Annotated in this window: 11 protein-coding genes and 2 pseudogenes; 8 read left to right on the top strand and 5 right to left on the bottom strand. The window is 60.1% G+C overall.

The features are described from left to right. The first annotated feature begins 54 nt into the window (after nucleotides 1-54). Nucleotides 55-984 carry an FkbM family methyltransferase gene (locus IGS68_RS30445; RefSeq protein ID WP_201081949.1) on the top strand — a complete coding sequence of 310 codons (930 nt, stop codon included), beginning with the start codon at nucleotides 55-57 and terminating at the stop codon, nucleotides 982-984. 6 nt (nucleotides 985-990) lie between these two features. On the opposite strand, the pseudogene IGS68_RS30440 reads toward IGS68_RS30445, so the two are convergent. Together IGS68_RS30440 and IGS68_RS30435 are read right to left on the bottom strand one after the other, a co-directional pair. Continuing rightward, nucleotides 991-1,490: pseudogene (locus IGS68_RS30440) on the bottom strand (IS5 family transposase); the annotation flags it as partial. A 432-nt stretch (nucleotides 1,491-1,922) separates the two neighbouring features. Beyond that, nucleotides 1,923-2,330, bottom strand: a pseudogene (locus IGS68_RS30435) (transposase); the annotation flags it as partial. A gap of 203 nt (nucleotides 2,331-2,533) precedes the next feature. Between IGS68_RS30435 and IGS68_RS36085 the strand changes: the two are divergent. Both IGS68_RS36085 and IGS68_RS30425 read left to right on the top strand, forming a co-directional pair. After that, a complete protein-coding gene (locus tag IGS68_RS36085) occupies nucleotides 2,534-2,659 on the top strand; it encodes a hypothetical protein (protein ID WP_256445790.1) in 126 nt (41 codons plus the stop codon). Between the two features lie 165 nt (nucleotides 2,660-2,824). Further along, nucleotides 2,825-4,171, top strand: coding sequence for an IS1380 family transposase (locus IGS68_RS30425; RefSeq protein ID WP_201081947.1), 1,347 nt, complete (start codon nucleotides 2,825-2,827; stop codon nucleotides 4,169-4,171). A 369-nt stretch (nucleotides 4,172-4,540) separates the two neighbouring features. Here the strand turns inward: IGS68_RS30425 and IGS68_RS30420 are convergent, their stop codons facing one another. From IGS68_RS30420 to IGS68_RS30410, 3 genes are all read right to left on the bottom strand, one after another. Then, nucleotides 4,541-6,604 (bottom strand): GumC family protein, encoded by a 2,064-nt coding sequence (locus IGS68_RS30420; protein ID WP_201081945.1) that lies wholly within the window; start codon nucleotides 6,602-6,604, stop codon nucleotides 4,541-4,543. A 153-nt stretch (nucleotides 6,605-6,757) separates the two neighbouring features. After that, nucleotides 6,758-7,861 (bottom strand): glycosyltransferase, encoded by a 1,104-nt coding sequence (locus IGS68_RS30415; RefSeq protein ID WP_201081943.1) that lies wholly within the window; start codon nucleotides 7,859-7,861, stop codon nucleotides 6,758-6,760. A gap of 49 nt (nucleotides 7,862-7,910) precedes the next feature. Then, nucleotides 7,911-9,206: a lipopolysaccharide biosynthesis protein gene (locus tag IGS68_RS30410; RefSeq protein ID WP_201081941.1), complete on the bottom strand. Its 1,296-nt coding sequence runs from the start codon at nucleotides 9,204-9,206 to the stop codon at nucleotides 7,911-7,913. 741 nt (nucleotides 9,207-9,947) lie between these two features. Here IGS68_RS30410 and IGS68_RS30405 point away from each other — a divergent pair. From IGS68_RS30405 to IGS68_RS30385, 5 genes are all read left to right on the top strand, one after another. Beyond that, nucleotides 9,948-11,123, top strand: coding sequence for a glycosyltransferase family 4 protein (locus IGS68_RS30405; RefSeq protein WP_201081939.1), 1,176 nt, complete (start codon nucleotides 9,948-9,950; stop codon nucleotides 11,121-11,123). Then, nucleotides 11,047-12,030 carry an NAD-dependent epimerase/dehydratase family protein gene (locus IGS68_RS30400; protein WP_201081937.1) on the top strand — a complete coding sequence of 328 codons (984 nt, stop codon included), beginning with the start codon at nucleotides 11,047-11,049 and terminating at the stop codon, nucleotides 12,028-12,030. Before IGS68_RS30405 ends, IGS68_RS30400 begins: the two co-directional genes overlap by 77 nt. 2 nt (nucleotides 12,031-12,032) lie before the next feature. After that, entirely contained in the window at nucleotides 12,033-12,866 is an 834-nt protein-coding gene (locus IGS68_RS30395; protein ID WP_201081935.1) for a glycoside hydrolase family 16 protein, read from the top strand. Nucleotides 12,867-12,871: 5 nt separating this feature from the next. Next, a complete protein-coding gene (locus IGS68_RS30390; protein WP_201081934.1) occupies nucleotides 12,872-13,951 on the top strand; it encodes a glycosyltransferase family 4 protein in 1,080 nt (359 codons plus the stop codon). A 61-nt stretch (nucleotides 13,952-14,012) separates the two neighbouring features. After that, nucleotides 14,013-15,023 carry a glycosyltransferase gene (locus IGS68_RS30385; RefSeq protein WP_201081932.1) on the top strand — a complete coding sequence of 337 codons (1,011 nt, stop codon included), beginning with the start codon at nucleotides 14,013-14,015 and terminating at the stop codon, nucleotides 15,021-15,023. Nucleotides 15,024-15,026: the final 3 nt, after the last annotated feature.

Here is a 15,026-nt window from a genome sequence, read left to right as displayed (position 1 = left end):
CTTGACACATGAGGTACAGCGCTTGTGATGGTCGTAACTCAATGGAGGTTGTTAGTGGGCAAATCCACAAGCAGGATGGTTGCCGAAATCGATCGAGCCATCTTCGGCCTTCTTCCATCGTCCCAGGGTAAGGCCATGTACGCGAAGGCCAATTTCCTGGTTTCCTCGAAGTTGGGATTTCGTCTCGATTCACAGGTCCGAACGAGCCATGGATTTCTTCTGAACGTCGACAAGGTATGCCGGGTCGCCCGCCGCATTCACTACTACGGATGTTGGGAGCCGCAGATTGCCGAATTGATCACGCTCTTGCTCGCTCCCGAGGATCATTTCGTCGATATCGGCGCCCATCTCGGGCATCACACGCTACTTGCCGCGTCTTGCGTCGGACCGTCGGGGAAGGGTTTATGCGTGGAGGCGTCTCCCCAGACCTACAAGAGGCTCCGAGACAACCTTGAGCTCAATCGATTCACCCACGTGACTGCCTGGAACAAGGCTGTCGCCCGTCAGGATGGGACGATTCAATTGGTGGAGGGCGATCACGAGGATAGCCTCAGGACCAGCGTCGCCACCACATCCACCGGTGAAGCTCGAGGACCGGTACAGACGACAGCAGTCGAGGCGATCACCCTTGATGCCATCGCATCCACCTTCGATGTCTCCAAGGTCGCTCTTACGAAGATGGACGTCGAGGGTAATGAGTACGATGTTCTAAGGACTTCGAGTGAATATTTCGCGAGTCTCCCATCGGCTACAGCTCTCATCGTGGAGTTCGGCGACGGCAAATCCCAAGCGGAACAAGCAGAAGTGATGGATCTGTTCGCAACCCACGGTTTTGACGCATTCCGCATCAATAATGAGTATAGCCTCACCCGCCATGACGATCGGGTGCGTCTCGTGTCGATTGACAAGTTACCAAGCAATCTTTGCGATGTTCTGTTCGTGAGAGGGGCCCTGAGGGAAAAAGTGGCTGGCTTGGTGACTTAAGAGTACCTAACATAACCATCGTTCGACGAAGCGGAAGGTGATGAGGGCTGCGGCGAGGTGATTGAAGGCGGCAAAGATATCGATCCGGCGTTCGTAGCGCACGGAGATCCGCCGGAATTGGGCGAACCATGCCAAGGTGCGTTCGACCTTCCAGCGGTGCCGGCCCAGGCGCTCGGTGCTGTCGATGCCGCGCCGCGCGATCCGGGGAATGATGGCGCGTCCGCGCAACGCACGCCGGCAGCGCCGGAAATCATAGCCTTTGTACCGCTTTCAGCGTTAGCTAAAGCTCCCGCATGCAGCTTGGCGGGACGGCGGCGGGGCCGGCCGGCGCACTGGCGGATGGGCGGGATGGCATCGACGGTGGCCTCCAGCATCCGGCTGTCGTGGATGTTAGCGGCCGACAGGGTCACGGCCAGCGGGATGCCGTTGGCGTCGATGACGACGTGGCGCTTCGAGCCCGGCTTGCCGCGGTCGGTCGGGTTCGGCCCGGTCTCCCGGCCCCCCTTGTATGGGGCATTTGATGTCAAGCGTTTTTCAAATCAGGTTTTCCATATTTCCTATCCCTATGTTTGATCAACGGGGCCATCCCTCCGTCCCGACCATGGAGGTCCGCCGACACCTGTGTCACGCTTGGATGATTGGGCTCTGATGACTGGCCAGTTTGGCGGGTCAGCCGTTCCAAGGCGGAGTTCTCGCGTCCGTGGACCGCTGCTCGATCCAACAACCTTGTATTCGGTCCGGCACGCAACCGGAGACCATGATGCGTCATGCGCATCGGATGCGAGGCTCCCGGGAGGGTGGGACCAGTCTTTTTGTCGGCTTGCGGCCCATAGGGGGGCTTCGGTGCACCACCCACCTCGGAAGGCAAGGTCCACCGGACTGACCGGTCGGCCATGCTTCGAAGTCTCCGGCGCGCTTCCGGGGACGGATTGGTCGGCTCACGCCTCCTTGAGGACGACACCCTCCGGCATCACCCCAGCGGCGGCATAATTCCACAGTGCGATCAACAGCTTGCGCGCCAGCGCCACGATCATCGTCTTCTTGATGGCACCCTTGCCGCCAGCGCTCCGCTCGCGGTACCATTGGACCAGAGCGGCGTCGGGCTGGAACATCAGGAAGCGCCAGGCCAGCTGGATCAGGCCACAGCGCACCCGTGGGTTGCCTGCCTTGCTGATCCCCTTCTCCCGGCGCTTCGAGCCGCTCTCATCCGGCGTGCCGGTCAGACCAGCATAGCGAGCCACCGCGCGTCGATCGCGTAGATTGCGCGACAGTACCTCGTGGACCAGCATCTGGGCCGTTTCCAGGCCGATGCCCTTGATCCGGGCCAACAGCAGGACCATCGCGTTTGTCAAGCGACAGCAGGAACTGGGTTCTTCGTTCTTTTGTGTGCACAGCTTATGGAGGAATTTCAGGACATGTTTTCACCTAAGCAGCTGCCATGACGCGGCTGCGTAGGAGATCGAAACCGGCGCGGCCGTACATGGTGCGCTTGACGACTTTCAGCCGGTTGATCTGGCCCTCCGGTGCTCCAGGGGAGCGTCAAGGCGGCGTGGACGGCTTCGACATCCTGACGGAGGCTCCGGGCAAAGCCTTTGAAGCCGCCTTCTTCGGCGGCGCTGACCCAGCCGTCGAGCTGGCCGGCCAGACCCTGCTTGATCGTAACCGGCCGATCTAGGCCGCCTTACAAGGACTTCGGTATCCAGATAGCTTACGTCGTTAACGACGTCCTTGTAAGGCGGCCTAGCCGCAATTATGCACCAAGGCCGGCGGGCATAGCGTAAAGGATTGATCTGGTTTAGGATTCGGCTGCTGACACCAACCCCACCGGATCTCACCCGCCATGCCCGCCCGAGTTGAACTTACCCCATCGCTGCCCGGCCTGTCACCTGTCGCCGGCAAACCCGTGGTCGCCCGCTTCGATGGTGGGCAGCTGTCCTCCGATGCCGGCGTGCTGGGCCTGCGGGAAATCGAGAAGCGGCTCGGGATCGCCGACCGGCTTGCGGCGTGCCTGGAAGACCCCCGGACGCCCGGGCGGGTCGTTCATGGACTGGCGGAGATCATCCGCTTCCGCCTGCTCATGATCGCGGCCGGCTACGAGGACGGCAACGACGCCGACAGCCTGCGCCGGGATCCGGCGTTCAAGCTGGCGCTCGACCGCCTGCCGGATGGTGCCGGCCTGTGCTCGCAGTCCACCATCTCGCGCCTGGAGAACCTGCCCGATGCCCGCGCCCTGATGCGCATGGGCCGCGCTCTGGTCGATTTCTACTGCACCGGGTTCCGGCAGGTGCCGAAGCGGATCGTGCTGGATATTGACGACACCTTCGATGCCGTTCACGGCGAGCAGCAATTGCGCTTGTTCAATGGCCATTACGACGAGTACGGCTTCCAGCCGATCGTCGTGTTCGACGAGCACGGGCGCTTCATCACCGCCATCCTGCGCCCGGCCAAGCGGCCTAAAGGCACCGAGATCCGGGCGCACCTGCGTCGGATCGTGCGGCAGATCCGGGCCAACTGGCCGCAGGTCGAGATCCTGCTGCGCGCCGACAGCCATTACTGCTGCCCCGAGGTCCTGAACTGGTGCCGGACCAACTGCCTGGACTATGTGCTCGGTCTCGCCCCGACCAGCACGCTGCGGCGCCATATCCTTGACCTGGAGGCCAGCACCGCCACCCGGTTCGCCGCCGGTCCCGCGACCAAGGTTCGGCGCTTCAAGGAATTCTATGACGCCGCCGGAAGCTGGAGTCGGACCGAGCGGATCATTGCGCGCGTCGAGGTCGGGCCGCAGGGGCCGGACACCCGCTTCATCGTCACCAGTCTGCGCCACGGCCGAGGGCGGTGGCTCTATGAGAAACTCTATTGCGCCCGCGGCCAGGCGGAAAATCACATAAAGAGCTGGAAGACGCATCTATGCGCCGACCGCACCTCCTGCCACAAGGCCACCGCCAACCAGTTCCGGCTGTTCCTGCATGCTGGAGCTTACTGGCTGCTGTGGTCGATACGCGCCCTGATGCCGCGCCGGTCGCGCTGGCGGGTCGCCCAGTTCGACACGTTGCGTCTGCGTTTGATCAAACTGGCGGCCCGGATCGTCGAGACCAGGCGGCAAATCCTCGTCCACCTGCCCACCGCCTGCCCGGAGCAAACTATCCTGAGCCTGCTTCTGGAGCGGGTTCCTCGGCTCGTCACCTGAACGCCGGGGCCGATTGCCCCACTCCCGCCCAACCCGCCAACCTCAAGACCTCTCACCATCATAGCGCCGCCCAATCGGCGCTACGGCCAACTCTTGCCTGCACAGCCAAAAATTGAAGAAGGGCAGAAAACGTCAGAAAGCTTTCCGGCTTGGCGCATAAATGCGGCTAGATCGGCCGGTTACGCCGCAGTCGGGGCAGTGGTCGCCGGGACAGAGCACGATCCGCTCGCGCGGCGCGTCGTCGCGAAGGCGCGGTTTACCCCGCCGGCGGGGTTCGGCCTTCGGCAATTTCTCTTCCCGCGAAAACGATGAGCCGCCGAATCCAGTAAGCAAACCTCCAGAGCAGGCGAACCGCGAATTACCGTTCGTTCAGGCGCGTGTCAGGCCTAAGGCTCGTCTCGTGGTGTTGTTCGATTGATACCCAGAATAGATATAAGAGCGGTTCTCGCGAGCCTTCAGCTTCGATATCAATACCCCCGCTAGCCGTTTTCCCGACGATTGCAGCCGGTCGCAGGCTTCCTCGACGTCGGTCCGGGTCGAGCGGGACGGGTCGACGACAAGTACCGCCGCGTCAGCGTTTCGCAGGACGAGTATGGCGTCGGGTACGCACAAGACGGGGGGAGTATCGAATAGGATCACGTCGAAGTAGGAGGAGATGCCAAACAGGAGGCGCGTGAACTCCGGGGAGCGAAGCCGCATCGATGGTTCGGCGCCAACCAGGAACGAAGGGCAGAGCAGGTGAAGTGATGTATCTCCCGCCCTTGTCATGTCGACACGGTCGGAAGTGGGGCCATATTCGAGCGAGAACGGCTCCGGCCGCATGTCCCGCATCATGTTGGCGATCCGGGGTTTATGCAGGTCGCAGTCGACCAGCAGAACGCGCTTGCCCGAGGCCGCCAGCGCTCGGCCGAGACCAAAGGTCAGCGTGCTTTTCCCCTCTCCCGGATGAGCCGACGTCAACAATATGCGGGCGGATCGGCCTTGCGTGGATGCCAGGATTTCCAGTCGCAAGGCCAACCCGTCAAGTGTCTGGATGGCATGAGCCTTGCGGCGGGGGCGGAGCGGCCGGGAAACGAATGGCATGACGCCGATGAGAGGGGCGTCGATCGCTCCGACGATTTCCTTAAAACCAGGACGGAGCCGACGCGCGACATCGAGGATGATCAGGAGGAATGCCACCAATCCCGCCGGAACAATCGCACCAAACATCCCGAAGAGCTTGACGTTCGGACTACTCGGCTTATTGACGGGTATCGCGGCGGTGATGATTTGCGCGTTGGTCAGCAAGGTTTGGGCGCGGACGGACTCCATCTGCTTCTGGATCCCCATCTCGAGCTCCTTCAGAGTATCGAGATCGCCTTGCGCGCGCTTGATGTCAAACCTGCTTCCCGCCTCGGCCGCGGTGCGCGCCCGCAGATCGGTCAATCGCCGCTCGGTGGCGTTCAGCCGCGCGGTGTTGAAAGCGATCTCCTTGTCCAGACGGCTTTCCACACGGCGGGCTTCCGTGATGATCTCGCGCGTTACCTGGGCGATGTTCTGGTCGATTCCCCGGATGTCCGGATGTCTCGGACCTAAGGTGTCGGAGAGCTGGGCCCGGTGGGCGCGAAGATCGGCGATACTGGAAGAGAGGCGGGCGATCTCCGGTGAATCCAGCAATGCCGCCACTTCGATCGGCTCGTTGCCGGCGTTGGCGCCCAAGCGCGTGGCTCCTTGCCTCTCGGCTTCCAGCCGGACGATTTCGGCTTGGCTTAGCGTGATGCTTTCGGTGGCGGCTTGGATTTCCTGGATCAGCACGTCCTGCTCGGGAATCGGGCTCAAACCCTGGCGGAGCAGGTCGGCGACCCGGCGCTCGCCATTCGCGATGTCGGCCCTGACCGCATCGAGCCGTCCTGATAGGTTTTCGGTGACGCGATCCATCGCATGGCGCTGTGCGGTGAACCTGCCATCGACATACGAGTTGAGCAGGCGGTTCACCACTTCGGCACTGAACACCGGGTCACCGCTGGTGAAGGAGACCTGAATCAGATTGCTTTCCTTGTCCGTGATCACCTTCAGCTGGGGAGCCAGCCGTTCCGCCAGGGATTCCACTCCTGGGGAAGCCGAGGGTTCCTTTTCGTCGGGCAGCGCCCCAGGCGGAACGGCCAACCCATTGGCAACGATCCGCAACAGGCCGGGAGAGGAGAGGACGCCGCCTTCGGTGGCGACGATCGTCGGAGTGGCTGGTGCGAGCGGCAGCATTGGATCGCCGTTGGGCAGCACCTGCGCGGGGGAGCCGACGACGAGGCTGCCGTTCGATGAATATTGTGGGGGGAACAGCGATGACGCCTCGATGCCCGCCAATCCTCCGAGGATGGCCAAGCCGACAAGAGTGAACTTCCGGCGCCACAACACGGCACCTAGATCGAGAATGCTCAACTCCACCGGTTGCGCCATATTTCCCTCATTTTCTTCGACGCGCCTTCCACGGCGAAAACGCTTTCATTCACTTCCCGGACGAATATCCGAGATGACCGGCGGACTTCAAACGCTGGTGCGGTGTGGTGGCGTGCGAGCCTCGCCTCAACTCCCGCGCGGGTGAAAGATGGATCAAACATCGATGCCCGCGCCGGAAAACTTCACCTCGGAGGTGCCGTCATGACGGTCGAACGCGCGAGAATAGAGTTCGATGAACTTGGGCGCCAGTTCGGTGAAGGTCGATGCTCGAGTTATCGGCGTGTCACCCATGACCATCGCCTCGGTCAAGGCGATCGCCAAGGCGTCTGGATTACCAGGGGGAACGAGTATGCCGCCATTCTCCTCAATCTCATCGCGGAAACTGCCGAGCCGGGAAGCGACGATGCGCCGGCCGAACGCGGCGGTGATCGCTGGCAGGCTCGACGCCGTGACATGTGTGTAGGGCAGTGCGACCACGGCGGCCCTGCGCATCCAGCACGCGACCTCGCTCTCGTCGAGGAAACGATTTTCGAGTATGACCCGGTCTCCCAGCTCCCTCACGAGCGCCGCTTCCGCTTCGGGCAAAGTTCCGGGACCGCAAATCGCCAGCCGAATATCGCCGGGTAGCCGACGCATCGCCTCGCATAGGATGTCTATGCCCTTGTAGGCCGCGATCCGCCCGAAGAAGAGAACGAGCCGTTCTGGCGCGATGGTTGGGTCATCGTGAATGGTGAAGCGCTCGGCGAAGCTTCCATGTGGAATGACACCGATCCGGGCGCCGGGAAACGATCGCTGAACCAGCGCCGCGCTCTCCTGGGTATGGACGTGCAGCGCCGTGGCTTGGTTGAGCACCGGGCGCCGCAGGGCGCAATTCAACCGCTCAATGAAGCTTCCGGGATGGGCCTCCGCATCGTGGACCGTGACAAGCACTGCGCTCGATCGCCATCGCGCGACCATCATGACGGGGAGAACCCAGGGATATCCCTCGCCGCTGATGATGTGTATGACATCTGGCGCCTCTTGGAGGACCGACCGGGCGATCCTCCAATACGTCACCGGCGAGAACGCCGCCGCCATCTGCTGTCCCTTGCTTGTGCCGCAGGGCACGCGCACCAGTAACTCGCTGTCGAGGCCGCCGGCGTAGTGGTCCGGCACCATGACCTTCAGGGCCACCCGGTCGGCCAAGGCCGAGGCGAAGCCATCGATATAATGCTCCAGAGCGAATCTCGCGGAGAAGGCGACGAGCAGCACCTTCATGCGGTCCTCCCCGTCATCGTTCGGCATTGGGTTGATCACCGAGAGTTTCTCATTCGGCTGGAGCGGCGACGTACCGCAGATAGGTCGAAGTCAAGATGTGGAGCGCGGTGAGCCAGAGCACCGCGCGGAGCAGATGGCTGGTCGAGGCGCCGAGCGGTCCGAGCCACAGGAAGGCTGGCACGAGAGCCACGAAGAATACGATCGTCACACCGATGCTGATCTTCAGAAGTTGAAGCGACTGGCCCATGGAGAGGAAGGCGGGAAAATAGATGTTGCCCAAGCTCGTCAAGAGTCCCGCCAAGGTCATGATAATCATCGGGTTCTTGGCTTCAAGATACTGTTCCCCAAAAAGATTGGCGATCAGCGGGTCAGCCATGATCGAGATGACCACCAAGATGGTGAAAGCCACGGCAAGCATGACGAAGAGGACATCGCGGATCAGTTTTTTGAAGGCGGCAATGTTGCCATCCGTCCAGAGTTTGGCGAGATCCGGGAAGATGGCATGCTGGGCGGCATCGCATTGACGCACTAGGATCGCAGAGAAATTCTTGGCGATTCGAACGATTCCAGCCGCCGCTGGACCTCCGATCGCGCCTATGATGAGAATATCCAGCCGTTCTATCATAACCCGCAGCGCCAAGCTCAGGTTGGTGTGGAAGATGGTGCTCCAAAGACCGGGACAGTCAAATGCTTCCGCGTCGGCGCCTCGCCCCGCCATTATGATCGCCTGCGTCTTGAATTCGCGCCACGCCATGACATGCAGCAAGAAGTTGCCTAACAATTCCGCGACCATCCAGCCGATCAGGAACTGGGATAGGGTTCCATCCATCAGTAAAAGCACGGTGGCGACGCACAAACGGCAACCGGCCGACAGGACATCGCGCATGATCACATAGCCGAACTTCTGCGACATTCGCAGGGTCGCCACGGGAACACCCAAGCAGGTCGTCGCCAGGACGACGCAGTAGATCGCGGCCCAGGTCGTATCCACGTCATTGCCCAGAAAATAATCTTTGAACAACAAGATGCCGATCAACGCCAATGTGGCCGCACAGCATCCGACGGCGAGATCGGCACGATAAAGATATTTCAGAAGGCCTGCGTAAGCTGGTAGTCCAAGATGCCGTAACGTTTCGGTTCCATATCGGAAGACGGCCTGATCCGTGTTGAGCGCCACTATCCCTCCAACTAAGAAGTAATAGGACTCAATCAAGGTCAACAATCCGAATTCTTGTATGGATAATGTTCTAGTCGCGACAATGATTGCGGCGAAGGAAAGTGCCGACGCAACTAAATTACCTGAAATTATTGTTGACCAATTTTTCAGAATGCGACGGACCGTCATGCATGGCTCCGGAAAGTTTCTAACCTTTATAGCTTACCGTACGGCAAGTTAAAGCAGAACCACGATGTTTGATGCAAGGGTTCTTTAGAAGACGGTTCGCTCATAAAAATAATCCGTTCGCGTGTGCAGCGAAGTGAATCATGTCCTTGTCAAGCCGAATGGTTGTTCCTCGCTCTGCCCACCGGTTCAACGAGGTCCATCGGCTATCACCAATAAAATATATGAACTATGCTTTATGCCAGAAAGAATGCAAACAGGCTGCTTCTCCCGAGTCTGAACAGCCAGGATTGTCGAACATAATATCCAAAATTATGAGGTACTATCTATATTTATTAACCCGAAGGACGATTTTAGTACGTACGAAATGAGATAATTTTTTCCTTGATTATGATAAGAGACATCGGCATCCTGCTCAGCGCCGACCAAAGAAGAAAAAGCTGAGGGCGGAAAGAAAAACCTCTCATGCTTTTGGAATCGGATGCGAGTACGCTTATCAGTCGATAGGTGAAAGCGGGGGTGAATACCAATTAGTAACATGGCCTTTGTTTCTTGGTCGATTATTTCATAATTGAAAGCAAAGCTGAGCATGGCTGAGTGTTTGTATCTCCCGCTGAAATGCGCCTGTGGTTCCGTACCTCTGATCGGGCCGCTCGGACGCGGTAAACTGGATATTCCAAACCAAACCATTGCTCAAGCAGGAAAGACCATGGATGGGTTGTCCCTTAACCTGAGGAATGTTGAGTGAAAATCGGGTTATTGACGGAGTTGTTTCCACCGCACATGGGCGGACAAGAAGTCCGCTTTCAAGAAATGGCAGAACATTTGGCGGATCGCGGCCATGAAGTGACCGTGTTATGTATTCGACACGACCACAAGGTGGCGATTTCCTCCTCTCCTCATCCTCGCGTTCAAATCCTCCGTTGGCCGACCAACGACAACTATGTGCGCCGTACCGGTGGGTTGCCGCGATCACTCCGCACCATGGTCGACTATGCACTGTGGACAAGAAAGGTGTTGGCGCAGGGCGATTTCGACGTATTGATGCTTAATCAATGGCCGTTGTTGCACGCGCTCACCTTACCAGGGAAACTTCGACACCGCTCGATCCTCGATTGGTGTGAAATCCGCGAGGGTCGCGTCTTCGTCATGGCGCAACGCTTTTTGCCCCGGCTGGTGGGGTGCAACACAGCAGTCAGCGAGGCGGTCCGGGATCATATCGAGGGTGTCTCGGAACAGCGGACCGTCTATTTGCCCAGTGGCATCAACCGATCGATCTATCGGTCGCTGCCCCGGGGCGGGCGCGCCGGTTTGCTGTATCTTGGTCGCTTGACATCGCACAAGCAGGTCTCGCGCCTGTTCGAAGTTCATCGCGTCCTTTGGGAGCGCGGATACCGCAGGGAGTTGATCATCGCGGGTGATGGTCCGGAACTGCCAGTCCTGCGCCAACTCGCTGCTGCCTACCCGATGGCCGACAAGGTGCGCATCTTGGGTTCGGTCACCGAAGCCGAGAAGATGGATCTTCTATCCAGGGCGGAGGTGATGGTCATCGCGAGCCTGCGCGAGGGATTTCCTCGAGTGGTCGCCGAGGCGATGGCCAGTGGCTTGCCAATCGTCACCGCGAACCATCCCGGCAATGGCACGACCACGGTCGTCTCCAGCCACTCCTGCGGCATCGTGGCCGCGCCGACGGACGATGCCATGGCTGACGCTGTCCAAGAAATCCTCGATGCCTGGGACGACTATTCACAGGCGGCACTCGCCGCGTCGAGAAGACTTGATTGGTCTGACCTCGTCGATCAACTCGAACTGGAATTCATCAGCCTTGCGAAGGAGCTTGAGAATGCGCCTACTGATTTCCGGCGGCGCTGGTTTCATTGGAAAACACCTGTCCGCCCGAATGCTGGCGGCGGGACATGACCTGCTGATCATCGACGATCTTTCGGTCGGGCGTGCCAGCCATGTTCCGGCAGGTGCCCAGTTCTTGGCGGCCGACCTCACCATGATCACGCCAGCCGAATTGGATGAGGTGATCGCTGATTTTCGACCCGATGGGGTGGTCCACCTTGCCGCGATCCACTTCATTCCCTACTGCATGAGGAATCCGGAGCGCACACAGGAGGTCAACGTCGCGGTCACACTGAAATTGGTCGAGGCGCTGGCGCGTCACCCCGTCGAAAAGTTCGTTTTCTCCTCGACCATGGATGTATATCCCTGTGAGGACATCGTCCTGTCCGAGGATATGTCCCCGGAGCCTGGCAATGTCTACGGTTTGACCAAGCTGATGAGCGAGCAGATCGTCGCCTATGGACAGCGGTTGGGCAATTTCCAACAGGGCACCGTGCTCAGGTTCGCCAATGTCTATGGGCCCGACGAGACCAATCCGCATCTGATTCCCGATGTCTTGGATAGACTTGCCAATACCGACGAACCGGTGCTGAAGTTCGGCTACCTGGGAGCGACACGCGATTTCGTCTACGTCGCGGACGTGGTGGAGGCGATCGCGGCTTCGTTGGAGCGGGATCTTCCCGGGTTTCTCCGCATGAACATCGGAACGGGAAATCCAACGGCGGTCCGGTCGGTGGTCGAAGTCATCCAGCACGCGGTTGGCGATACACGCGAGATCCAAGAGGATCCTATCCGGTTCCGCGCTTTCGACCGGAAGTCCCTCACGCCTGACATCGGCAGAGTGAAGGAATTGCTTGGATGGACACCCACTTGGAACCTGAAGGACGGGATCGCGGCGACCGTCGCGGCATATCCGGGCGCGGTCGCGGCGGAAACCAAGCTGGACGACGGGATTCGGCCGGGACAGCACGCAGCTTGATAATGACCGCCGCCGTGGCGGGATTTGCCGTCGGAGCCAGCGTGCAAGTTCGTGCTGACGTTTATCCGGCGGAGAGTGACGGTTATCGGCGGACGTTCGCGGCTGAATTCGATGATCCGAGCTTGGCTTTGCCGGGACCCATGTTCGCGACGTCCTACGTGACCTGGGGTGGATTGCGCACCTTGGCGGGCAATCAGGAAGCCCAATTGTACATTGATGAGACAATGCCTGATGTCGCCAAGGCAGGTGTAGGCGCTTTCTCCATCGCGGATGGAAAGTTGGCGATCGAGGCACGACCGACGCCGGAAATACTGATGCCCTCGCTTGGTTCCAAATACATCTCTGGGATGTTGACCACGGAACCGAGTTTCAGACAGCGTTATGGCTATTTCGAGATACGGGCTCGCTTGCCCCTCGGACGGGGGCTATGGCCCGCCTTCTGGCTGGTGGGAGACACGCACTCCGAACATTTGGAGATCGATGTTTTCGAGGTTTTGGGGCACGAACCCGATCGGATATATCTGACCGTCAAAGCCCCCCAGCGGCAAATTGGGTATCATGAGGGCTTTCGGCCGGGTATTCGGACCGATCACGGCTTCCATCGCTATGGGGTCGAATGGACTCCGGACGAGGTCGTGTTCTTTCTGGACGGCGCGGAGTTGAAGCGTGTGAACGCTCGGTTGGATGTCCCCATGTACATGATCGTCAACCTCGCGGTCGGGGGTACGTGGCCTGGTCAGCCGGACAAAACCACGGAGTTTCCGGCTCGGATGGAAATAGATTACATTCGTGCTTACCGGAAATTGGATGGACCCGAGGGAAAGGCAGCGGAATAAATCGTATGTTCATCAAGATCAGCATGCTCTGCGGCACCGTGGAACCTCTTTTCAGCGGTACGGAAGACTTCGCAACGAGGCTCACCAGCCAACTGAATGCTGATGGTCACTCGGTGACATGGCCAAATTGGAATGATTGGCGGGCCAGTGGCGCGCCGGGTTTGTACCGGATATTAGGGAATGACGCTACCGACGTCGTCTCGATGCAGTATCCAACCGATGCTTTCCGCTATGGCTTGGCGCCCCATCTGCTCGCGTTGATTGGACGGTGGCCACTTGTGGTCACCATTCACGAGTTTTCCGCGGCTCATCCTTTGCGACGGCTGTCGATCAGCGCTCTGACCGCTCGGGCCGACGCCGTCGTGATGACGACCGAGTATGAACGAAAGATGATCTGCCAGTGGTATCCGTGGCTGGCTCGCCGCTGCCACGTGATTCCGATCGGCGCCACAATCCCGCCCTTGCCCTGGCGGCCTTCCACGCCGCCGATCATTTCCCACTTCGGTCAGATACGCCCTGGCAAGGGGCTCGAGATGTTCTTGGAGTGCGCCGCCATCAGCCAGCGACTGGGCCACGATTGGATCTTCCAGGTTGTTGGGTCGTCGGTCGCCCGCCATCGAGACTATCTCGATACGCTGATCCAGCGTTCCGGGGCATCCAACATCCAATTCACCCTAAACATCGGGACGGGAGAAGTGGCGGAGCGGTTGGCCCAGTCCACGGCGGTGCTGCTGCCGTTTCCGGACGGCGCCACCTTCCGGCGGACCAGCCTCCTCGCCGCGGCGGGTTGCGGTGCGCCGATCCTCACCACCGTGTCCAGCGAAACCCCCGAGGCGATGGCCAACTCGGTCATCGCGGTGGAGACGGCCGCCGACGCGGCGGCCAAGCTCGCCGAGTTGCTCTCGGATCCGGCGCGTCTCCTCGACGCGCACGAAAAATCCTCCCTCATCGCCGGCATGACCTCATGGGACACGATCGGCAAATCGTATGCGTCCGTGTTCGAGTCGGTTCTACGGGGACGTGGCGGCCGCGTCCGCCAGCGGCACATGGGCCGCGACATTGGAATCGCTGAAGGTGAGGATTGAAATGCGCATATGCATGGTCGCGGGGTCCTTTCCACCGGATGTCTGCGGCGTTGGGGATTGCATGGGCATGCTCAAGGTGGCGCTTGAGCACGAGGGAGTTGAGGTTGGCGTCATACATCGGCCGCAGTGGCGCCTGACGGACGTCGCGGAGGTGCTGCGGGCCATCAAGAGCCAAGAGCCGGATGTCATTCACATGCAGTACCCCACCCATGGGTTCCGCGCCGGCCTATTTCCCCATCTGTTGATCGGCTTGCCGAAACGCCTTCCCACCGTGGTCACATTGCATGATTATATTGGTCAGCAGCGATTGCGGCGTCTCTCGATGTCCGCTTTCTCGCTGGCGTCGCGGATCGTCCTGACCGCTGACCATGAAGCCGAGGCGTTCCGCCGCCTGCATCCTTGGAAAGCGCACCAAGTCACGACCATCCCGATCGGCAGCAACATAGGTGGCGGCATCTGGTGTCCTGGTGACCAGTTCACCATCATCCATTTTGGAATGTTGCGGCCGGGCAAGGGCATCGAGGAAATGCTCACCTTCGCGCGGCTCGTCCGGCAGGCGGGCCTGGATTGGAGGATCGTCGTCGTAGGGGCCATAGTTCCGCATATCGCTGGTTACGCCGACACGATCATGTCCATGCCCGGTGCGGAACACATCGAGTGGAAGCTTAATCAGCCGGCGGAAGAGGTCGGTCGATTGCTGCGGACCTCGCATGTCGCGTATTTTCCAGTACCATCCGGCGTCCATGAAAGACGCGGCTCCTTGTTGGCGGCCGCCGCCAATGGCGTCCCACTCGTGGCCCGCGTCGGCGTGGACACCCGTCCCGAAGTCACCGATCATCTAGTGGCCGCCGCCACGCCGGCCGACGCGGTCGACGCCATTATGAGTCTGAGGGAGGGAGACCGGCTGGCACGGCAGGCGAGCGTGGCAAGCCGCTTCTCGGAGCGATTCGCTTGGCCGTACTTGGCGGCGCGCTACCGTGACGTATTCGCGAAAGCCATGGCTCGGAACGTTCGACGCCGCGGCTTCATGGAGCACAGCGTCAAATCAGGTCGCATGGACGAAAGCGGATGAAGG

Source organism: Skermanella sp. TT6, assembly GCF_016653635.2.
Taxonomy (GTDB): domain Bacteria; phylum Pseudomonadota; class Alphaproteobacteria; order Azospirillales; family Azospirillaceae; genus Skermanella; species Skermanella cutis.
Note: the sequence above shows the minus strand (reverse complement) of the source record. Positions and strands in the feature narration are given on the sequence as shown.

Coding starts and splice junctions, on each gene's coding strand:
- IGS68_RS30400 (WP_201081937.1), top strand. CDS start 11,047: ATGCGCCTACTGATTTCCGGCGGCGCTGGTTTCATTGGAAAACACCTG.
- IGS68_RS30395 (WP_201081935.1), top strand. CDS start 12,033: ATGACCGCCGCCGTGGCGGGATTTGCCGTCGGAGCCAGCGTGCAAGTT.
- IGS68_RS30425 (WP_201081947.1), top strand. CDS start 2,825: ATGCCCGCCCGAGTTGAACTTACCCCATCGCTGCCCGGCCTGTCACCT.
- IGS68_RS30385 (WP_201081932.1), top strand. CDS start 14,013: ATGGGCATGCTCAAGGTGGCGCTTGAGCACGAGGGAGTTGAGGTTGGC.
- IGS68_RS30410 (WP_201081941.1), bottom strand. CDS start 9,206: ATGACGGTCCGTCGCATTCTGAAAAATTGGTCAACAATAATTTCAGGT.
- IGS68_RS30390 (WP_201081934.1), top strand. CDS start 12,872: ATGTTCATCAAGATCAGCATGCTCTGCGGCACCGTGGAACCTCTTTTC.
- IGS68_RS30415 (WP_201081943.1), bottom strand. CDS start 7,861: ATGAAGGTGCTGCTCGTCGCCTTCTCCGCGAGATTCGCTCTGGAGCAT.
- IGS68_RS30420 (WP_201081945.1), bottom strand. CDS start 6,604: ATGGCGCAACCGGTGGAGTTGAGCATTCTCGATCTAGGTGCCGTGTTG.